The sequence below is a fragment of the Aquirufa sp. ROCK2-A2 genome (assembly GCF_054558485.1).
Genome location: NZ_JBPXKA010000010.1, coordinates 69,893 through 89,010, shown reverse-complemented (window position 1 = coordinate 89,010; position 19,118 = coordinate 69,893). Strand labels below are relative to the sequence as shown.

Here is a 19,118-nt window from a genome sequence, read left to right as displayed (position 1 = left end):
AAAAATAAGGAACAGATTTGTCTACATCTAATGAATTGGTTGTGTCATTATTTCAGATATATTTCTGAGTAATTCATAGGTATATTCTCCCATATTGGGGCCAAACCATCCCATCGTTTTTGGTTCATAGGCATCTAGGTAAAAATATTTCCCTGGAATAATATATCCCACATAACTCCCATTAAAACTTGTCACATTTGCATTAAAACCTCTTGTGGCGGCAGCATCTTTTAATTGACGAGCAAACTCGCCACTGAAATCGCTAGGCGTAGTTAGCCAAATGAGATGACCAATTTTAATGGCTTGCAAGTACACATTTTCAGGAAATGGCATTAATTTTCTACTCAGCCATGTGGAGAAATGTATTTTTGTTGTTAAACGAATATTGTAATCCGGCATGTCCATTTTTAAACTCATTGTTGACATCTCAATTTTATCCTTCAGCTCCACTTTCGATAAATGAATTACCAGACTATCAGCCAGCGATTCTCCTATTTTTTTAGGTTTCTCAAAGCCATTTCCTTCTCCAGAGGGGCTTTGGCTGCCAACAGAGCCTCCACAAAATATGGCTAGATCAACAGTTCCTTGCTCCATTTTACGTTGCCAATAACCTGGATAATCGGCGCTAAATTGCATATTATCCGAACCCATGGTAGTTGCATGCGCTCCAAAAGATCCAATCACAGCCTTTCGACCTGCTTTTTGTTGAATGGAAATAAAATTGAAATCATTGTTTTTGGTTCCCATTTCCCCAACAAGCCTATTACGGGTATATGGGGCCGCATTAAAATATCCATTCCCAATCTGAGCGGGCTTAAGATCCTCAATGGCGCTGGTTACTGCCTGAGCGATTTGACGTACAAGCCATTGGTTAATTGTTGGATTGGATGGACCAGCAAATTGCTCTCCGATGAAACCAGGACCCCATCCTCCGATACTAGAATGGGTATGTGAGGCGGAATAAAATACTTGATTGCGCTGAATCCCTTTCTTTTCAAGTAATAAAGTAACTTGATCAATGATATTGGGTGGCATGATTAAAATGTCTGCTCCAACAATCACCGCTAATTGATGCCCAACTTTTATAGCAGCCGCTTTCACAAAAATACTATCATGCGCACCTGTCGCACTTTTGCCTTTACGTGCACCAAAACCAGCTAAAGGAACCGTTTTAAATTGTCCAAGTTCTAGGCTATCCTTAACATTCCCAACACTAGGTGTTATACTGACTTTGGAAAAACCCGCTTCAACATAATCATTACTAACTGTGCGTTTTTTTTGTAGACTATCCAAGCGATTTTTGGTCTGTTGATAATAACTCGTTGTAAAATATGGGGTATGATCTACTCGACAAGAAACTAGAAAAAATAAGATAACAAAGACGATACTCAGCAAACCAGCAATGGCAATACGAATTTTTCTATTCTTTTTCATAATTCTATTTGACATTTGAACAAAAAACTACATTCATTTCAACTTCATTAAAAGCTTCTTTTGAGGAAAAGCTCATTTCCCCTTTTTATGTCGAACCGAGTCAATCACGAAACATAAGCCGGCTTGAAAAATGATGAGTGACGTTGTACCATACCAAAACCATTCACCACCTTGCATTTTTGAAATTCCAGCATCTATGGCTAAGGATAAGCCTGCCCCTGTTAATATCAAACCTCCTGCAGATTGAACTAACCATTTTATTTTAGACGTATTTTTCATAAAAAATTAAATAAGGAAGTGTTAAATCTGACAAAAAAAAATTGAATATTCACAATTTTTGTCATAATAACCTTTACCATCCATTAAGTAAATTTTTAGCTTTCTCTATTTGCAAAGAAACGAGGTAATAAAAAACCTGATCCAATTTTTTATTTTCCAAGACTTTGCCTTTATTTTCTTTTCGTTTTTTATACAATTGAACCGCTAAATCCAATTCTGTTTTGGAATAATTGACTCCCAAAAAGCTTTGCAATTGCTCTAATCTGGAATATCCAAATTCAAGTGTTGGCTCAATCATCGTCCCTTCGCCAAAATCATTCCAAGTAATAATTTGAATCGCATCAATCCGATTAGCCTTTGCTCGTTGAAGAGTTTCCTCAAATAACCGTCCGTTCAAGGCATTGTATGTGGTATATCCATTGCCCCAACCACCTTCTTTGTAAAAATCTTTGAATTCAGGCATAGCTCCACCTATGCAAAATTCTAGTTTAGAGCAGTAATTATAAAAATTATTATTCATTGTTTCGTCCACCCAAGCATAAGCACCGTTCACAGAAGTTGATAAATTGAATGTTTGGCCATGATAGGCTAAAGGCAAAAAATTAATTGAAGGAATATCCGCAAAAATAGATTTCCACTCATTATTTGTAAAGATGGCTTGTGGACCAAAATTCATCAACAATGGTTTGTTATTCAGTCGGATATAATTGGGATCGGAAAAAAATTGATCATTCATGTACTTCATTACTCGCTTGGCCTCTAATACTTTATCCGAAATGATTTTCTGCTCAAAAGCATTTTTTAAAGCCGCATCTTCATAGACAATGCCAAATTTCAAACCCGCTTTTTTGAGATATGGGATAATGGCCAATGTATGCTGATGCAACAGTTTCCAATCATTCACTTCCGTAATTCCTGGATAATCAATCAAAATTCCATCTAATCCTGACAATTTCATGCAAACTACAGCGTACTCCAAATAATCAGGTTCGCCATTGTCATAAGGGCCTATGAGTGGGTAAAAATGAGAAGCTATTTCTCGCTTACCATTGATGGAGATATTGGGATTTTTGCTTGCCATGGTCCAGTGATAACCCCAATTGCCTTTTTGAGTATTGGGATATTCAGCAAATTCAGGACTCTCAAACCAAGGCATGTAATGCGCATAAACCGGAATGGAATATTTTTTGGTAAGATTATTGGGTGGATACTCTGTTACATTAAACTCCTCGAGGCTAATTCCTGTTTCCTTTTTTTCCGAGCAGGAAATCAAAAACACTACGAAAAGAAGAAATAATTTATGATGCATTTAGATTGAACTTCATTCAACGACACAAAATCAAATATATGATTAATTAAGTCAATTTCTGCCCGGTCAAAAAAGAATAAAGTTTTCTTATTTATTTGCCTCTATTGATAAAGTCGATGACCGCACCGACCGCAACGCCAATGGCCAAACCTAATCCTATATATTGGGAATGATTACCGGATTTAGAACCGAGCGCATAACCGATAGCTAGTCCAATGGAGGCTCCTATGCCAATCCCGGTGCCACCATTCCTTTTATTATCTTTTTTCATTGGAAGATTTGTAACGATCTACCCAAATTTAGGCTTTTTTCATAGAAAGAATCCTAACCTTAGGATTCTTTCACAAAAAACAATTCAACCCTTCTACATTTTATTCCAAATTGGAGCATACGCCAGCTTAGTAGGACTTTCGATATAAAACAACTCCCCTTTAAAATATATGTTTACATTTTGTAAATCATTCATTCGTATAGAATCATCTTGCTCCACCATTTGATCGTCAACGGTTCCCGAACCTTTGATCACATAAAAGGTATAGGACATTTGACTATTCAAAACGATGTCTATGTTCGTTCGTTCCTCCAATATCAATTTTTTAATACTTAGCTGAGGAGTCAATACTTGTGCCGAACTATTTCCTCCAACATATTCAATGGTAGAAATTCCGTCCATCATGATTGGCTGAAATAAATCGCCCGAATAATCGACATAAGAAGGCGCTTTGGTAAGAGCTTCTTGGTAATTCGGATCAAACCAAATCTGAAATGCCCTTGAATTTTTCTTTATTCGCTCTTGATGCTGGATCCCACTGTTGGATTGAATAATTTGAAAATCCCCTGCACGTAGCGGTGTCCAAACCCTTGTCGACGTATCGTAATGCTCACTTTCACCATCTAAAAGAAACGTCATTATCTCAAAACCTTGATGGGGATGTAATCCAAATTCACAGGCTTCATCAATGTATCCATTGCTCCAATAAAATAAACTAGAATAAGGTTTTACGTTAGATTTCCCATTAAAAACAGGCTTATTAGCACGAAATCGACCATTAAAAATAATGTCGTTGAGTTGCTCCGATTTCTTAATTACCTGAATCATTGTAAACGTGCTTTAATTTTTGAAATGCTTGATTTTAACTCGTTCAATAATTCTTCTTGAATAATTCCCTTTTCAAAATCAAAGTTTTGGTAAAAATTAGGAAGTAGAAAAGTCCCAACAATCTCCGCTCCTGAATAAGGAAAAAGACTTTCAGCAGATGATAATACTGTTGCTCCACCTCTTGGACCTGGGGAAGTGGCCATTAAGAAAATAGGAGTGCCATTAAAGGTTTTTCGATCTTTCATTCGAGATGTCCAATCCATTAAATTCTTAAATCCGACATTAAAGGATCCATTATTCTCTGCCAACGATAACACCATCAAATCAGCCTCATCGATTTGCTGTGCAAAATTCAATACTTCAACAGGTATGCCTGATTCATTTTCATTGTCGATGCTGTAAATCGGCAGCTCTATCTGACTAACATCATATTTAACGATTGTTTCTACTTCAAAAAGCTCAGCTGCAAAATAGGCTAAAGACCGGTTGATGGAGTTTTTGGAGTTACTTCCTCCCATAGTGATTATTTTCATGTTGTATTTTTTATGACAAATGTACTATATTTACTTTATGAAAGATAGCTGTTACCTAAAAGTAAGTAGTTACCTATAAGTAATCTAATTATCATTTTAGCAATGGAAGATAAGCAATCAAAATCAGCATGTGCATATAAATTAATGGCTTCCAGAGATGCCTTAGAAATTATCCAAGGCAAATGGAGAATCCCGATTATCATTTCGCTTACCTATGGCGAAAAACGTTTTGGAGAAATCAAAAAAGACATTGATGATATTTCTCCCAAAATGTTATCTCAAGAATTAAAGGCTCTTGAAATGAATCAAATCATTAGCCGTACGCTCTATGATAGCATGCCCGTAACAGTTGAATATGCCTTAACGCCATTGGGCAAGTCGCTGAAGCCTCTCTTGAAAGAAATGCTAAAATGGGGAATGCATTTTAGAAATGAAGTGATCAATAAGTAGCCATGTAGAGGCGCAATTCAACCTTTGCGCCTCCACAATTGGCAGGTCCTTACTTCATTTTCCAAATCGAAATTTGGTAAGCTTGTAATCTATTTTTTTGTTGCAATTTTTGTTTGGTGTCCCAAATATTTGAAGCAGATTGTATGAAATCTGAATACACAAATTCTTGTACTTTATCCGATAAATTCACAGATACCAACATGGTATTATTTCCTTCTTTTCGATAAAAACTATAGATAGAAGGATTATTGTTGGGAACATTTTCATATCTACCTATATCAAATGCAGGATAGTTTTGTTTCAATTTGATCAGTTTTTTATACAACTGGAACAAGGAATTCGGATCGTTTTTTTGTTCTTCCAATGAAATTCCGTCGTTCGGTTTTAGATTGGCATTGGTCCACCAATCACCCGAATTTTTATACCAAAAAGGCATCCCTTTTCCTTCCCCTGATTGATACCAATCGAAGGCCTCCCGACGGCCAATGTCATTTCCATCCGTTCCTCCAAATGAATTTCCTTTCCCTTGCATGCCAATTTCTTGTCCGTAATAAAGAGAAGGTATCCCACCAATCAACATCATCAATGCTGCTGCTACTTTTTGTTTTTGAATGTTCGGTTCCAAAGAAGCGAATCGATCTAAATCATGATTTTCTATAAATATGAGTTGGTCTTTTCCTTTAGGGGTTTTATTCAATAAAATTTCAGCATTGTTGATTAATTGCTGTTTATCGAATGATAAAATGGCTTGTTTTAAGCCAAATCCAAACATCCTATCAACCGTTGCTTTTTCAAAATACTCGAATCCATAATCATTCCAGTCTGCTTGCTCCGCAACAATGGTTATTTTTGGATTTACTTTCTTGATTTCTGCGATCAAAGGTTTCCAAAACTCGGTGAAAAGATGGGTCAACCTTGCTTTTCCATCCAAATGATCCATGGCATGATCGAGTCGAAAGCCATCTACTCCATCATTGAATTTTCCATCTTTGTTGGGATCAATAAAAAAGGAAAAGAGTTTGATATTGTAATCTAACACTTTTGGACTTTTTAAATTGACTGTTGTTGCCGTGATGACCTTTCCATCAAAACTTTTCAATTCCTTCAAATCAAAAACCATGGTGGAGGGAATTTGATGTTTGGCATCATCAAACAAAATATAATCGCTGTATTTTGAATCAAGATTTCCAACAGCATCTTTCCACCATACATGTTGATTCGTAACATATTGGGTTTCCATATCCATGTAAATTTTCATTCCTCTTTGATGAACATCTTTCACCAATTGGATATAATCTTCCATGGTGCCGAATTCTGGATCTATTTTCTCAAAATCATTCGCAAAATAATTGTGATAACAGTCGGCTTCATAAAGCGGTAAAAGCAATATGGAGGTCACCCCCAAATCTTGTAAATAATCCAGTTTTTGACGAAGTCCATTTAAGTCGCCATTTAAATCGCCATTGCTATCATAAAAACTGCGCTGGCAAACGTGGTAAATGATTTCTCCTTTTGGACGATGAACTTGTTTTTTCTGTGCCCAAATGTTTTGGCTTGCCATCCATAAAAGGCAAAATAGAGTGAATTTTTTCATGTTGATTGTTAGAAACTAGCTTGTCGTAAAATGGTTTTACCAAAAGGAATTAGCGTAATCTTTTCGACTTGCTTGTTGGATTGATTTTTTGCTTTCAGGATAATTTGACCATCCCGGAAAGTAGCCTGGTTCTCTGCTACCCATTCAAAGCGGCTGAATGCTTTTGGTTGATACATGATATCCGTAAAATGGGATACGTAGGTTTTCCCTTTTTGTTCTATGGCATCAATCGGTTTGGCATAAAATAAGGCGCCATAACGAACGTATTTTTCCTTGTTTAAATCTTCTTTTATTTGAACCTTCGCTGTAAATGACAATTGAATACGGTCCTCTTGGCCAAAAGCTCTATCAAAAACCAAGAAATTATTTTCCATCGTAAATTTCTCTTTGGTGACTACATCAATCGCCCACTCAGGCTTTCGAATTTTGATTTTGAAATTCGCTCTCGCAGGATTCGATATTTTATAAACAAAGGAATTTTGATAAGGATAATTCGTAATCGTTTCAATTTTTACAAGATTATTGTCCACCTTTGTTTGTAGGATGTTTGGCATTAAAAGCACATTAACTAAGGAATTGGCGCTTTCTTTTAACCATGCTTTTTCCAAAAAATAAGGGCTAATTCTGCCAGCATTTGGATTGCAACAAACGGCTGCATCTTGATGAGCTGGTGAATATTTGTATCTGGTTTGTTTTCGATTCGCCTCTGCTTCTCCATTTCTTGTCCCCAACATTTCAAATGAATTGTCGGTTTTTAAATAAGCAATACAAGATTGATTGGGATTTCTGGAACCCTGAGCAGCATTGTAAAAAATGGTTTCAATGGCTTCTGCCGTTTTCGCGCTTCCTTGTTTTTGAAATAAAACGGAATAGCTGTCCATTAGTTCATGCAAGGAACAAAACTCGTAGCCGGTGTTGGTCGAATTGGCATATCTTCCTGAAATCCATTCATCTCCGATGGCTCCACCCGTTGGGGTGGTTGTTTTTTCAATTCTTTGAATATAAATGTCCAAAGCCTTTTGTAATTCTTTGTTGTTGGACGCAAAAGCCGCAACAATGATCGGTCGCAAATGCTCGTAAGTATGAACACCATGATTGGACAGTTTGTAGTTGGGGTCAAATAGGTAAGATAATTGTACATCCTTTTCCGATTGGTAGGTTTTGCTAAAATCTTGAAACAGAAAAAGTGCATAATCCGTGTATTTGGTGTCACCCGTTATTTGATACATTTTATCCAAAACATCGGTAAAAGTTAATCCATGAGACACACCCCCATTGAATTCTTTACCCGAAGAAAACGGACTGGATTTCCCAATGGGATAATTGGTCATGACATTATCCACCGCCCTGACAATCGCTGTCCATACCTTTGGATTTTTAGAATATTCGTAATAGGCCAACAAACCACGGTACATGGTAGCTTTTGACCACAATTCTCCATTTTCAGTATTGAAATGATAGCGCAATTCTTTGTCGTAAATACCAATGTAACCATCTTCATCCTGTGTTTTCAACACATTTTGAATGTATTGATCGACTTTTTGAAGTCCTTTTTGATCATTTAAAAGGATCACATTTCGGATATAACCATCCCACCAATTGGATTGGGTTTCACTGTTCCACCATTTGTATTGTTCAGAACCTTCGGTATCTCCTTCTTTATTATTTCCCAAATCTTTTGATTGGGAATTCTTGTGTAAACGGGCTTTAGAGTAGATGGGATCATTGATTAAATCGGGTACAATGATATCTAAATTACCCACAAAACCTTCCACATCTTTTTGCATTTGGGTTTTCAACCAACCGCTAGGCTTGATACTTCCAAATGGCAGAATTTGGTATTTTTCTTTGCTTTTTGTTGAATTTTGCGATTGAGCATTCAAGGAAAAAGACGCGAGAAGGAATAGTATACATAAACTATTTTTCATCTGTTCTATGATTAAAGATTTTGTTGTAAGAATTTTTTCATCTGCAGGTTAATGTCCCACTGAATCGATAGAGGTTTCTTTGTAAATGGTTCTTGCGGCATGTAAGGATAGGGCCCAAACTCGGGCGTAATGGTCATAGGAACAGAATGGCGTTTGGTATGAAGGTCCAAAATATCCTTCCACCAAGCTAAATAATGCTCCAAATAGGCTTTCCATTCTGGGGCGAAGGGATTATTTAATTGAGGCCCTTCCTCAAATCCTACGCGAGCATGAATATGTTGGATATGGGGATAAATACGGCTTAAAACCTCTTGCTGATCCGATAAATCGCTTTCTGATACGACACAAAAATGGGAAAAATCCGCTACCAATTTTAATGTTGGGTATTTGTCCAGGTAATTCAAAAGTGTTTTTAAGTGAAAGGAAAATCGACCACGATGAATTTCATGCCAAAGCGGAATTCCTGCCTGGCTAGCAATTTCCTCTGCGATTTCAATGATTTGACAATTGTCATCAAAATCATAATAATCCTTACCCGTATGCGAATTGATAGCATTGGGCTTTAAACTTGTCAAAAAACGCAATCGTTCGGTTAATCTTTGGGTGTATTCAGCTATACTTTCTTTTTTAAGCGGCAACACTTGTTGGCCAATAAAAAGGAAATTGGGATGACTATTTTTTCTGATTTTTTCCAGCTCATCCATGAATTCTGAGATAAAATGAGGGTCATCCGGAAAATTGATTTCCACACCATTGTAGCCATTTTCGATCACATGTGACAGAAATTCTTTAGCCGATTGATGTTCACAACCCCAATAGGTACAGATATAATGAACTTCCTTATTCGTTTGCATAGAGGATCGGGTTAATGGGCGAGTTGATTATTTCTCCAATTTGGGCTCCAGGGCACCAGGTGTTCCAATCATTGATTTGATTTTTATTTTCTGGATTTTTTAAGAGCATATCTTTATCCATGTAAATAATGGTCATTACTTTTCTCATCTCATCGGTCACATTTGCTCCTGCCCGATGAAACACCCATCCTGAATGAAAGCTTATTTCACCCAAATCAAAAGCTTCAATGACATGTTTGAAATCCGTCACTCGCAATTTCTTTTGAATCAATTCTTCACTTTCATCTCCAATTTCCAATTCGCGCCCTTCCACAATGGAATGGCTTCCTGCACTAAATTCCAAAGGACCCATTTCTAAAGGAGTGGCTTGCAAAGGCATCCAAGCGGTAACCGTTTTGTCCGTTTCCAAAGGCCAATAATATTGGTCCGCGTGCCATGGCGTTATGCCTCCACCCCCTTCTTTGAATAAAGCTTGGTCGTGGTACAAACGAACCCCCTCTACCTCCATTAAATCCGTAGCAATTTTGGCGAGTCTTTTACTAAAAATTAATTCTTTGACGATAGGGTTTTCCAACCATAAATTGAATAATTGTAAAAAAGCCTTTCCATAGGTGGATCTTTCTTCAAGTGCTGTTTGCTCCTTGTTCATGACATCTACTTGCTTTGAAATAGCTTCATTAAAGAATTGAACCGTTTCTGGATTTAACACATTTTTCAACTTGATGTATCGATTTTTTTGATAAAAATCGATCTGCTCTTGATCCAGCGAATATGGCATAGCCAGAAATTGGGTGATTGATTGGGGTAAGTTTTCCATTGAAAGATTCCATTTTTGATTTTCAAAATTATTCAATAGTTGGGTTTGTCATTTTCATTAATTTGTCCAATTGTGGTACTATATTGAATAATATTTAAAAATTATGGAATAAATAAGTTAATATTATGCCATGAAAGCCCAATTAGAAGACATTCGTTCCGAAAAGGGACATTCGAGTTTTTATGCCTATCGTTTTCAAGTGCCCTTTTTTGAGTTTAAATGGCATTACCATCCGGAGTATGAATTGACATGCATTGTAAAAGGAAACGGAAACCGAATTGTTGGGAATTCATACGAACAATTTGCAGAGGGGGATATGGTTCTATTGGGAAGTAATTTGCCTCATACTTGGTCAAATAAACAATCTGACGATACCTATTCAGAAGCTATTGTTATCCAATTTTCCAAAGAATTCATTTCTCCTTTTCTGGATCTTCATGAAAGTGTGTTGATCAAAAATATGTTAGAATCTTCTAGTAGAGGAATTAGTTTTGGTCCCGATGAAACATTGAGGGCTAAAATGAATGAATTAACGGAAAGCTATGGTGTGGACAGAATCCTTGGGTTAATTTCTCTTTTAGACGAATTATCAAAACGACAAACCTCCTTTATTGCTCCAAATACATTTCACAACGTCGTTTCGAAAAAAAGTGAAATGCGGATCAATAAGGTTTGCAACTACATCCAAAACCATTTTTCCGACAAACTTTCTATAAAAAAGGTGGCCGATTTGATTCATTTAACGGAAAGCAATTTTTGTAAATTTTTTAAAAAGGCGACAGGAAAAACCTATTCCAATTATATCAATGAAATACGTATCAACGAAGCATGCCGTTTATTGGTACAAACAGAAAAAACAGTGAGTCAAATTTCTTTTGAATGTGGTTTTGAAACCTTGAGTTATTTTAATCGGGTTTTCATGAAAATAAAACAAACGACCCCTTCAAAGTACAAGGAAAGTCACTCTAAATAAATATCAGCATTACCTTTCTAAGCCACGAAGTTTTCTGAAATTTCTTCTTGCTCTTTGATAAAGATGGACAAAAATTTTATTCAAAGGCCACACATTGCGTGAACGGTACTTGACTGGTGTGAAAATATTGGCCAAAAGAACTTTTAGGTTGGATGAAACAGAATTCCATTGATAAAATGTCACGGAAAATTTAGCAGCCAAGTCCAATAAAATCTCCTCCTTTAGACCGTTCGGATCTTTTATCATCCTTTCAAAATAAATTGGCTGTGGAAAATTATCTTTTTTGGAGTACAAACTCCAAACATGAGATACAAATTTTAACACCACAACTTTGTGGTAAAATTGTATCTGTTTACCCGCCAAAGCAACTTTATTCAAATAGCCCTGATCTACTCCTACAGAGAGTAATTCTGGCAAATCCCAAAATCCACAGTCATCAATTAGGCTTTTTTTGTGTAACCAAGAGGAAGGAGGAACATAGCTATTGGTATAATTTCTTCCATGGGAAGGCGGCCCAACAACTTGATAGGCCCCATCAGGATCAATCAAGGCTGTGAGGCTATGGACTAAATCGGCGTTTGTTTCTTCTATGTAAGCGACTAATGAGCTCAAATGATTCGAAAACCATAAATCATCGTGGCCCAAAAAGGCGATGTATTTTCCTCGACTTCTTCTTAATCCTTCATTATTCGGGCCCGTTTGCGATCCCGAATTCGAAGGCAAATTGAACCAATGCAATCGATCATCTTTGAATTCATCCACCACCGCGCCATTATCATCGTTGCAACAATCGCCAATTACCCATACCTCAAAGTCTTGAAAATCTTGATTCAAGACACTTTGAATAGCATAACGCAGGGTAAATGGGGAATTATACGTTGCAATGATGACCGTAACAAGTGGAGAATTATTGCCCATCGTTCGAAAAATCAAAAGGAATCAAATCGTTTTTTAAAGGAAGTCTATACTTATCTGGCGATTCTCTGTTGTAAGGCCTTGTTGGAAAATTCATGAATTGAGCCTCCTCAGTACCAATATTTTTTACCGCATGATACACGCCCATGGGAATAACAATTAAAGCTCTATTCCGTTCTGAAACCGTAATTTTCATGAAATTTTTATAGGTCGGCGATTCTTCTCTATTGTCAAAAAAGGCCCATAATTGTACTCCGCGATTAACAAAAATTCGGTCATATTGCAATTTATGGAGCACCCAACCTTTCACTACTTGGGGTCTAATGGTGGCGGCATACGCATAAACCATGGGTTCATCGTTGATGTTCCAACTTGGTCGATACGCCTCTACTACTTCTCCACGTTCATCTTCAATGGGTGGAGTACGGTGAATGATAACTCCTTCGATTTCATCTTGCAATATTTTGCCATCTAAGGAGATGAGTTGTTTGTCTTTAATTCCGTTTGGAGATTTCATAAAATAGGTGTTGATATATAATTTAGGACTTTTTTAAAATTAGTGAATAAATCACACATTATTGATGAAACCTATAACCGTATGTAGATATGGGGTGCTTTTTCCCGAGAAAAACAATATGCTTGTTTTTTAGAAGGATATCATTTCGGCAAGCCTTTTGATGGAGGAAGGAGTCAAGTTGTCTTGATTCTGAACGCTAAATAATATGGGAATCTTTGAAAAATTTTCAATAAATGATTCGCTGCTAGGATTAGATTCACCATTGAAAACGATGCCTTTGATGGGAATATTTCGATGGTTCAATTCTTGAATAGTCAACAGCGTATGATTGATACTTCCTAAATAATTTTTAGACACCAAAACCACAGGAACTTTAAATTGATCAATTAAATCAATCATGAGATCCTTTTCATTGATAGGAACCATTAATCCACCTGCCCCCTCTATGATCAAATGATTCTGAGTAGTAGGTAATTTGAAATCTGAAAGGGAAATTTGGACTCCATCTAAGGCAGCAGAGGCATGGGGAGAAAGTGGCTCATTGAGTTTGAATTGTTCAGGATGAAAGACCGATTTATGATTGGAAATAAGCGATTTAACCTTCATGGTATCTGTTGAATGTAAATCGCCCGATTGAATAGGTTTCCAATAATCCGCTTGTAAATGTTCTACCAAAATAGAGGAAATAACTGTTTTGCCAATTTCCGTACCTATGCCTGTTACAAATAATTTCATCATTTTTTTATCGTATTTTTTCGAATAACAATCGCTTTCCTTTTTCATTGGAGACAAATTGGTCATTTTCAAATAGGAGTTTACCGTTGACAATTGTTCGTTTAATCTTGGATTGGAAATGTTCTCCGGTAACTGGCGACCAAGCACATTTATACAAAAGTGATTCCTTTGTTACCTGCCAAGGATCATGTATCGCGACTTCCACCAAATCAGCATAATATCCTTCTTGTATAAAACCACGGTTTTTTAGTCGGTAAATATCGGCGACTCGGTGACTTGTTTTTTCCACAATTTTTTCAATGGAAATTTCCCCTTTATGTGCTAATTCAAAAAGAAGGGGCAGGGTATGTTGAACAATCGGAGCTCCCGATTTTGTTTGTTCATAAGTCCCCATTTTTTCCTCTTTTGCATGTGGGGCATGATCAGAAGCGATGATATCAATCCGATCCTCATTCAAAGCTCGCAATAAAAGTCGACGATCCTCTTCTGTTTTGATAGAAGGGTTCCATTTAATGGCACCACCCAAACGGTAGTAATCTGATTCCTCAAACCAAAGATGGTGCACACAAGCTTCGGAGCTTACTCGTTTTGTTTTAGGATCCGTAGCCAAAGGAAAAAGCATGGCTTCCTCACCCGTTGAAATATGAAAAAAATGCAAGCGATTTTGGTATTGTTTTTGAATTTCTAGAACTCTTTTTGTTGCTTCAACACAGGCTTTGGTACTTCTTATTTTAGCATGAAGTTCGATGCCAATTTTTCCATGTGTTTTGGCATACCAATTTTGATAATTTTGCTGAATAATGGATTCATCTTCACTATGAAGAGCAATCAAGGTTTCTGCTCGAGAAAAAATGCTGTTCAGGGCTTCGGGATTATTCGCCAATATTTCTCCATGGTGAAAGTATAAGCCATCATCGGTAATTCCACAAATTGTTTCGTTATTGATGCGAAGCGCTTCATCCATATTAGATGAATTAATCCCCATAAAAAAGGAATAATTCGCCAAGGATTTATGGGAAGCGATTTGGTATTTTTCTTCTAATATTTCTCTTGAAAGCGTGTTTGGAAGGGTATTGGGCATATCCATAAAGGAAGTAACACCTCCGGCGACAGCTGCCTTGGATTCCGAAAACATATTAGCCTTATACGTTAGGCCTGGGTCTCGAAAATGAACTTGGTCGTCGATCATTCCAGGAATTAAATAATTCCCATGAAGATCTATTACTTGAGCATTCGAATTTGAAATATGAGGTGCCATTTTGATAATACGCTCTCCTTCCAACAAAACGTCCGTTGGATAGGTTTTCCCCTCATTAACCACCAAAGCATTTGCTAATAGAATTTTTTTCATTTAACAGCGGCTCGCTCAAGGCGATCATTAATGGTTCTGCCTAATCCATGATGAGGGAGTCTTTCCGCAATAATGAGATCCAAGCCCGCTTGTTCCATTTGATGTAGGCTTTTAAATAAATTTCGAGCCGCTTCTTTAAAGGATCCACTTGGTGCTAAAATTTGATTCATCAAAACCTTCTCACTTTCAATTTTAACCTCTTTGAACCATAAAATGCCCACCTTTTTATGTTGGATAGCACTCAAAATAAATAAAGGTTCGTAAGTCACAATGAGTTCGCATAATGGCGAATAATGTTTTTTATGTCTACCAGGTGAATTGGATGTCTCCTCGTGAGAGGTTCGATTTAAAATTCTACCTACCACATTTTCAATGTCGTAAATGGAAATGGCGCCATGGCGCAACAACACCACTTCATCTTCTTCAAAAGAAAGAATGGTCGATTCTAGGCCCTCGCTGCATTCCCCGCCATCCAAGGTTAGTATCTGCGGAAAATAAAAATCAACTTGTTGAGCACTTGTGGGACTTATTCGATTGTGGGGATTCGCACTCGGGGCGGCTAATGGGAAATCTAATTGATCCAAGACTTTTTTTAACAAAGGGTGATTGGGCATGCGAATAGCTACTGTTGGCTGGCCACCGGTAACCGCATCCATCACATGTGTTTTTTTGGGCAAAATCAGCGTAAGTGCACCTGGCCAAAAATGTTGGGCCAATAATTCTGCTTTGACAGGGAAGCTAGTGACTAAACTCTTGGCCTGCTCATGATTAGCCACATGAACAATTAATGGATTGGTATTCGGTCTATTTTTGGTGTGAAAAATTTGAGCAATGGCATTTTCATCATAAATATTCGCTGCTAAACCATAGACTGTTTCGGTGGGAATTCCAATGATTTCCCCTCTATTTAAGCTTTCACAGACACGCGTCACATCATCGGTTATCATATTATTAGGGGTTACAAAAGTCACAATACATAGGATCTTCCATGATTTTATTGTCAGGATTTGTCTCTAGGTGAGTGAAATGGCATTTTTGACAAGAATAAATGAGGCTATTGATCGATTGAGTGGGTCGAAAGCAATCGGAACAGATCAATCCACGCACAACATCGGTTACGGAAAAACCGGGCGTATGGCATTTGGGACAAGATTGCTTCATTTTAACAATCAACTTTTCGGTTACTTCTTCTATCACCTTCATTCGAGTTGGATTATGCATGGCCCTCATATCTGTTTCCAAAAAACAAGTTCCATAGCTTTGTAAGAATTGTTGAATAACTTCTTTGAGTTTATTCTTATCGTGAATTACTTTTTCAATATGAGATAGATCATTTTCATTTCTTCGAACAATAATTCCATGAGAGGGGAATTGAACTTGTACTAAAAATTCCTCCAAATTTGTTTGGTTATCGATTTGAATAGAAGAAAAGTTTGTATTGGGAGAAACCATTTTTACGACAATTTCTAGTTCATGTTTGCGATCAATTAATAATAGATATTCTTCATCTGCTGGAATGAAAAATAAGCTTGGATGAGGCCCGAATGAACCCTCGGAAGCAATGGCAAGGTCTACTTGGCATAAATCCATGGCCAAATGACATTTTTGTCTTGCTGCTTCTACCGGACTTCCTATTCGGTCAATTTCCCCCGAAAATGTGCCAAATAAATCTGTATCTAACTCGTCTGTGGTAAAATAGTCCAATTCAAACGCTTTTTTCAAAGCTGGTCCGATCACAGATTCCTTTCTATGCTTGGTGGCAATGACCACTTTTCGTCCTTTGAAAATAGATGTATTATCCATGAATGATGTGAAAAAACAAAGGCAAACCAATCGTTATATTAAATGGAAATGTAAGTCCAAGAGCCATGGGTATATAAAGTCCGGGGTCAGCTTTTGGTGCGACCAAACGCATGGCAGCAGGAACGGCTATGTAAGAAGCACTAGCCGCCAGAACAGCAAAAATTAATCGATTTCCTTCGTCATTGGTAATCCATTGACTAAGGTACGAGACCCAACATCCATTAAAAAAGGGCATCAATAAAGCGAAAATAAATAGAAATGAGCCTTGTTTTTTAAATGCTTTCAATCGACTAGCTGCAAGCATACCCATGTCCAATAAAAAAATAGCAAGGAAGCCCTTAAAAATATCCGTTGTAAAATGCTTAATACCTATCGATTGTGTGGTATCAGAGACAAATCCAATCAACAAACTTCCAAAAATCATTAATACGCTTCCATTGGTAATCGCGTGCTTCAAGGCGACTTTCCATGAGCTAGTTGCATCACTTTTTGCCTCGGTTTTTGAGGGAAACATATTCATTAAGATCACTCCCATAATGATGGCAGGAAATTCCATGGAAGCCATCACGGCCACCATTTCACCTCCAGCTTTTAATTGATTCATTTCCAAAAATGCAATGGCCGAAACAAAGGTAACGGCACTAACGGAACCATAAGAAGCAGAAATTGCCCCGGCATCAATGGAGTTGAGCTTTAATTTGAGAATGAAAAAAGAATAAATGGGTATAATAAATGCTAAAAACATCCCAAAAACCAAACTTACAATTACTTCACTTGTAATTCCAGATGCCGCTAATTCTGTGCCGCCATTGAACCCAATGGAAAACAATAAGTAGAGAGAGATAAAACCTTTGGATGCTGCAGGAATTTCTAAATCACTTTTTACAAATTTGGCAAGCATGCCAAGCATAAAAAATAACAGCGTAGGATTCGTTACATTAAAAATGAGTAGGTCAAAATTGATCATTTGATATGATTTTATTCCATCTAGTTGAAATACCTTATGTATTAGGTCTACCAACTGGCACACAAAATAAGTGTGAAAGTTTTAATAGTTTTTATTTAAGTTTACAATGAAATAGATTAAAAAAATTTATGAATTATACCTTAAATCAACTTCAGATTTTCGTCAAGGTTGTTCAAACCATGAGCATCACAAAGGCAGCAGAAGAACTAAATTTGACTCAGCCTGCGGTTTCCATTCAAATAAAAAATTTCCAATCACAGTTTGAAATACCTCTGATAGAAATCATTGGCAAAAAGGTATATATTACGGATTTTGGGAAGGAAATTGCTCTTTCTGCCGAAAGTATCTTGGAACAAGTGTATGCCATTAATTATAAAACAATGGCCTTTAAAGATCAGTTGGTTGGTCGATTAAAAGTTTCCATTGTATCAACTGGGAAATATGTCTTGCCCTATTTTTTGAGTGATTTCCTAAAAATGAATCCGGGAGTAGAAATTTCCATTGACGTAACCAACCGAGAAAAAGTAAATAAAAGTTTACAAGATAATGAGGTTGACTTTAGTTTGGTTCCCGACCTACCAGACAGTCAACATTTTGAATTTATTGATATCCTGTCTAATGACCTTTTCCTCTTTGGAAATAAAGAAACGGCAGCGCTTAATCCGACATTTAAGTACCATGAATTCACCCATGAATTGCCCTTGATTTTCCGTGAAAATGGTTCAGGGACCAGAAAAGCCATGGAAATGTATCTTAAATCACAAGGAATCGCCTCTTTAAAGAAAATCGAATTGGTCTCCAATGAAGCCGTCAAACAAGCTGTCATTGCAGGATTAGGCTATTCCATCATGCCCATCATTGGATTAAAAAATGAGTTAAAGGCTGGAGAAATAGTCATTATGCCTAGAAAAGGATTACCCATAACCTCAACTTGGAAATTAATTTGGCACAAAGGCAAAACACAATCGCCCATTGCCAAGGCCTTTATGAGTTATGTAATTGAACATGCAGAAAACATCAAGAAAAAACACTTTGAATAATATGGCCTTTGACATAGAAAAAATTGACATAATCCCCTACTATTTTGAAAATGATGGAGTCATTCCTAATAATAAGCTGCCACTGCTTATCTATAAAAATGTAATACCGTTCTTATTGGTAGAAAATGTTGAAATGTCTTTTCAAAATAATGGATGGACGAATAATTGGAAAGATATTATTCTGCCTTATGATCATTTCCACAGCAATACGCATGAAGTATTAGGATTGATAAAGGGACAAGCACGCTTAATGGCTGGAGGTTCGAAAGCTGGTCAGGAGGTAGTCGTAGAAACAGGAGATGTCATCATAATTCCAGCGGGCGTTGGACATTATTCACTGGATAATTCCATCGATTATCAATTTATTGGCGGTTATCCAAATGGGGCTGATTGGAATTTATACAGAAGTTGGAAAGAAAATGAGCACACATCCATTTTGGATGAAATCGATGCCATTCCGCTTCCTAAATCTGACCCAATATTTGGTCTTGAAGGGCCTCTTTTTGATTATTGGAAATAA

The 19,118-nt window shown here is 37.0% G+C and carries 21 protein-coding genes; 4 read left to right on the top strand and 17 right to left on the bottom strand.

The window, feature by feature from the left end; translation table 11 throughout:
* Positions 1 to 27 precede the first annotated feature (27 nt).
* The 6 genes from V7S76_RS11970 to V7S76_RS11945 form a co-directional block, all read right to left on the bottom strand.
* Entirely contained in the window at positions 28 to 1,434 is a 1,407-nt protein-coding gene (locus V7S76_RS11970; RefSeq protein ID WP_459510359.1) for a neutral/alkaline non-lysosomal ceramidase N-terminal domain-containing protein, read from the bottom strand.
* 72 nt (positions 1,435 to 1,506) lie between these two features.
* Complete coding sequence (locus V7S76_RS11965) at positions 1,507 to 1,713, bottom strand: hypothetical protein (RefSeq protein ID WP_459510358.1); 207 nt, start codon at positions 1,711 to 1,713, stop codon at positions 1,507 to 1,509.
* A 73-nt stretch (positions 1,714 to 1,786) separates the two neighbouring features.
* Positions 1,787 to 3,022: a glycoside hydrolase family 71/99-like protein gene (locus V7S76_RS11960; protein ID WP_459510357.1), complete on the bottom strand. Its 1,236-nt coding sequence runs from the start codon at positions 3,020 to 3,022 to the stop codon at positions 1,787 to 1,789.
* A 91-nt stretch (positions 3,023 to 3,113) separates the two neighbouring features.
* Positions 3,114 to 3,293 carry a hypothetical protein gene (locus V7S76_RS11955; RefSeq protein WP_459510356.1) on the bottom strand — a complete coding sequence of 60 codons (180 nt, stop codon included), beginning with the start codon at positions 3,291 to 3,293 and terminating at the stop codon, positions 3,114 to 3,116.
* A 93-nt stretch (positions 3,294 to 3,386) separates the two neighbouring features.
* On the bottom strand, positions 3,387 to 4,121 hold the full coding sequence (locus tag V7S76_RS11950; protein WP_459510355.1) for a pirin family protein: 735 nt from the start codon (positions 4,119 to 4,121) through the stop codon (positions 3,387 to 3,389).
* A complete protein-coding gene (locus V7S76_RS11945) occupies positions 4,118 to 4,654 on the bottom strand; it encodes an NADPH-dependent FMN reductase (RefSeq protein WP_459510354.1) in 537 nt (178 codons plus the stop codon). The genes V7S76_RS11950 and V7S76_RS11945 overlap by 4 nt, the downstream gene beginning before the upstream one ends.
* A gap of 102 nt (positions 4,655 to 4,756) precedes the next feature.
* Here V7S76_RS11945 and V7S76_RS11940 point away from each other — a divergent pair, with 102 nt between their 5' ends.
* Positions 4,757 to 5,104, top strand: a complete 348-nt coding sequence (locus V7S76_RS11940) for a winged helix-turn-helix transcriptional regulator (RefSeq protein ID WP_459510353.1) — start codon at positions 4,757 to 4,759, stop codon at positions 5,102 to 5,104.
* A 49-nt stretch (positions 5,105 to 5,153) separates the two neighbouring features.
* Here the strand turns inward: V7S76_RS11940 and V7S76_RS11935 are convergent, their stop codons facing one another.
* The 4 genes from V7S76_RS11935 to V7S76_RS11920 are packed head-to-tail and all read right to left on the bottom strand — an operon-like array spanning position 5,154 to position 10,297.
* Positions 5,154 to 6,698 (bottom strand): alpha-amylase family glycosyl hydrolase, encoded by a 1,545-nt coding sequence (locus tag V7S76_RS11935; protein WP_459510352.1) that lies wholly within the window; start codon positions 6,696 to 6,698, stop codon positions 5,154 to 5,156.
* Between the two features lie 8 nt (positions 6,699 to 6,706).
* Positions 6,707 to 8,626, bottom strand: a complete 1,920-nt coding sequence (locus tag V7S76_RS11930) for a beta-L-arabinofuranosidase domain-containing protein (RefSeq protein WP_459510351.1) — start codon at positions 8,624 to 8,626, stop codon at positions 6,707 to 6,709.
* 11 nt (positions 8,627 to 8,637) lie between these two features.
* Complete coding sequence (locus V7S76_RS11925) at positions 8,638 to 9,480, bottom strand: sugar phosphate isomerase/epimerase family protein (RefSeq protein ID WP_459510350.1); 843 nt, start codon at positions 9,478 to 9,480, stop codon at positions 8,638 to 8,640.
* A complete protein-coding gene (locus tag V7S76_RS11920) occupies positions 9,467 to 10,297 on the bottom strand; it encodes a phytanoyl-CoA dioxygenase family protein (RefSeq protein WP_459510349.1) in 831 nt (276 codons plus the stop codon). The genes V7S76_RS11925 and V7S76_RS11920 overlap by 14 nt, the downstream gene beginning before the upstream one ends.
* Before the next feature lie 130 nt (positions 10,298 to 10,427).
* Here V7S76_RS11920 and V7S76_RS11915 point away from each other — a divergent pair, with 130 nt between their 5' ends.
* Entirely contained in the window at positions 10,428 to 11,270 is an 843-nt protein-coding gene (locus tag V7S76_RS11915) for an AraC family transcriptional regulator (RefSeq protein ID WP_459510348.1), read from the top strand.
* Positions 11,271 to 11,279: 9 nt separating this feature from the next.
* On the opposite strand, the gene V7S76_RS11910 is transcribed toward V7S76_RS11915, so the two are convergent.
* The 7 genes from V7S76_RS11910 to V7S76_RS11880 all read right to left on the bottom strand — a co-directional run bounded on the left by V7S76_RS11910 (position 11,280) and on the right by V7S76_RS11880 (position 17,558).
* Positions 11,280 to 12,188, bottom strand: coding sequence for a glycosyltransferase family 2 protein (locus tag V7S76_RS11910; protein ID WP_459510347.1), 909 nt, complete (start codon positions 12,186 to 12,188; stop codon positions 11,280 to 11,282).
* A complete protein-coding gene (locus V7S76_RS11905; protein WP_459510346.1) occupies positions 12,178 to 12,702 on the bottom strand; it encodes a dTDP-4-dehydrorhamnose 3,5-epimerase family protein in 525 nt (174 codons plus the stop codon). Before V7S76_RS11905 ends, V7S76_RS11910 begins: the two co-directional genes overlap by 11 nt.
* A gap of 129 nt (positions 12,703 to 12,831) precedes the next feature.
* Positions 12,832 to 13,485: a dethiobiotin synthase gene (gene bioD, locus V7S76_RS11900; RefSeq protein WP_459510345.1), complete on the bottom strand. Its 654-nt coding sequence runs from the start codon at positions 13,483 to 13,485 to the stop codon at positions 12,832 to 12,834.
* The gene (locus V7S76_RS11895) at positions 13,445 to 14,788 is read right to left on the bottom strand and encodes a dihydroorotase (protein WP_459510344.1); all 1,344 of its coding nucleotides are present in this window, start codon (positions 14,786 to 14,788) and stop codon (positions 13,445 to 13,447) included. Before V7S76_RS11895 ends, bioD begins: the two co-directional genes overlap by 41 nt.
* The gene (locus V7S76_RS11890) at positions 14,785 to 15,735 is read right to left on the bottom strand and encodes an L-threonylcarbamoyladenylate synthase (protein ID WP_459510343.1); all 951 of its coding nucleotides are present in this window, start codon (positions 15,733 to 15,735) and stop codon (positions 14,785 to 14,787) included. The genes V7S76_RS11895 and V7S76_RS11890 overlap by 4 nt, the downstream gene beginning before the upstream one ends.
* A 4-nt stretch (positions 15,736 to 15,739) precedes the next feature.
* Positions 15,740 to 16,591, bottom strand: a complete 852-nt coding sequence (locus V7S76_RS11885; protein WP_459510342.1) for a DUF6671 family protein — start codon at positions 16,589 to 16,591, stop codon at positions 15,740 to 15,742.
* Positions 16,584 to 17,558 carry a sodium-dependent bicarbonate transport family permease gene (locus V7S76_RS11880; RefSeq protein WP_459510341.1) on the bottom strand — a complete coding sequence of 325 codons (975 nt, stop codon included), beginning with the start codon at positions 17,556 to 17,558 and terminating at the stop codon, positions 16,584 to 16,586. Before V7S76_RS11880 ends, V7S76_RS11885 begins: the two co-directional genes overlap by 8 nt.
* Positions 17,559 to 17,686: 128 nt before the next feature.
* On the opposite strand from V7S76_RS11880, the gene V7S76_RS11875 reads away from it, so the two are divergent.
* Together V7S76_RS11875 and V7S76_RS11870 are read left to right on the top strand one after the other, a co-directional pair.
* The gene (locus V7S76_RS11875) at positions 17,687 to 18,598 is read left to right on the top strand and encodes a LysR family transcriptional regulator (protein ID WP_459510340.1); all 912 of its coding nucleotides are present in this window, start codon (positions 17,687 to 17,689) and stop codon (positions 18,596 to 18,598) included.
* On the top strand, positions 18,564 to 19,118 hold the full coding sequence (locus V7S76_RS11870; protein ID WP_459510339.1) for a cupin domain-containing protein: 555 nt from the start codon (positions 18,564 to 18,566) through the stop codon (positions 19,116 to 19,118). Before V7S76_RS11875 ends, V7S76_RS11870 begins: the two co-directional genes overlap by 35 nt.

Coding starts and splice junctions, on each gene's coding strand:
- V7S76_RS11970 (WP_459510359.1), bottom strand. CDS start 1,434: ATGAAAAAGAATAGAAAAATTCGTATTGCCATTGCTGGTTTGCTGAGT.
- V7S76_RS11965 (WP_459510358.1), bottom strand. CDS start 1,713: ATGAAAAATACGTCTAAAATAAAATGGTTAGTTCAATCTGCAGGAGGT.
- V7S76_RS11960 (WP_459510357.1), bottom strand. CDS start 3,022: ATGCATCATAAATTATTTCTTCTTTTCGTAGTGTTTTTGATTTCCTGC.
- V7S76_RS11955 (WP_459510356.1), bottom strand. CDS start 3,293: ATGAAAAAAGATAATAAAAGGAATGGTGGCACCGGGATTGGCATAGGA.
- V7S76_RS11950 (WP_459510355.1), bottom strand. CDS start 4,121: ATGATTCAGGTAATTAAGAAATCGGAGCAACTCAACGACATTATTTTT.
- V7S76_RS11945 (WP_459510354.1), bottom strand. CDS start 4,654: ATGAAAATAATCACTATGGGAGGAAGTAACTCCAAAAACTCCATCAAC.
- V7S76_RS11940 (WP_459510353.1), top strand. CDS start 4,757: ATGGAAGATAAGCAATCAAAATCAGCATGTGCATATAAATTAATGGCT.
- V7S76_RS11935 (WP_459510352.1), bottom strand. CDS start 6,698: ATGAAAAAATTCACTCTATTTTGCCTTTTATGGATGGCAAGCCAAAAC.
- V7S76_RS11930 (WP_459510351.1), bottom strand. CDS start 8,626: ATGAAAAATAGTTTATGTATACTATTCCTTCTCGCGTCTTTTTCCTTG.
- V7S76_RS11925 (WP_459510350.1), bottom strand. CDS start 9,480: ATGCAAACGAATAAGGAAGTTCATTATATCTGTACCTATTGGGGTTGT.
- V7S76_RS11920 (WP_459510349.1), bottom strand. CDS start 10,297: ATGGAAAACTTACCCCAATCAATCACCCAATTTCTGGCTATGCCATAT.
- V7S76_RS11915 (WP_459510348.1), top strand. CDS start 10,428: ATGAAAGCCCAATTAGAAGACATTCGTTCCGAAAAGGGACATTCGAGT.
- V7S76_RS11910 (WP_459510347.1), bottom strand. CDS start 12,188: ATGGGCAATAATTCTCCACTTGTTACGGTCATCATTGCAACGTATAAT.
- V7S76_RS11905 (WP_459510346.1), bottom strand. CDS start 12,702: ATGAAATCTCCAAACGGAATTAAAGACAAACAACTCATCTCCTTAGAT.
- bioD (WP_459510345.1), bottom strand. CDS start 13,485: ATGAAAAAGGAAAGCGATTGTTATTCGAAAAAATACGATAAAAAAATG.
- V7S76_RS11895 (WP_459510344.1), bottom strand. CDS start 14,788: ATGAAAAAAATTCTATTAGCAAATGCTTTGGTGGTTAATGAGGGGAAA.
- V7S76_RS11890 (WP_459510343.1), bottom strand. CDS start 15,735: ATGATAACCGATGATGTGACGCGTGTCTGTGAAAGCTTAAATAGAGGG.
- V7S76_RS11885 (WP_459510342.1), bottom strand. CDS start 16,591: ATGGATAATACATCTATTTTCAAAGGACGAAAAGTGGTCATTGCCACC.
- V7S76_RS11880 (WP_459510341.1), bottom strand. CDS start 17,558: ATGATCAATTTTGACCTACTCATTTTTAATGTAACGAATCCTACGCTG.
- V7S76_RS11875 (WP_459510340.1), top strand. CDS start 17,687: ATGAATTATACCTTAAATCAACTTCAGATTTTCGTCAAGGTTGTTCAA.
- V7S76_RS11870 (WP_459510339.1), top strand. CDS start 18,564: ATGCAGAAAACATCAAGAAAAAACACTTTGAATAATATGGCCTTTGAC.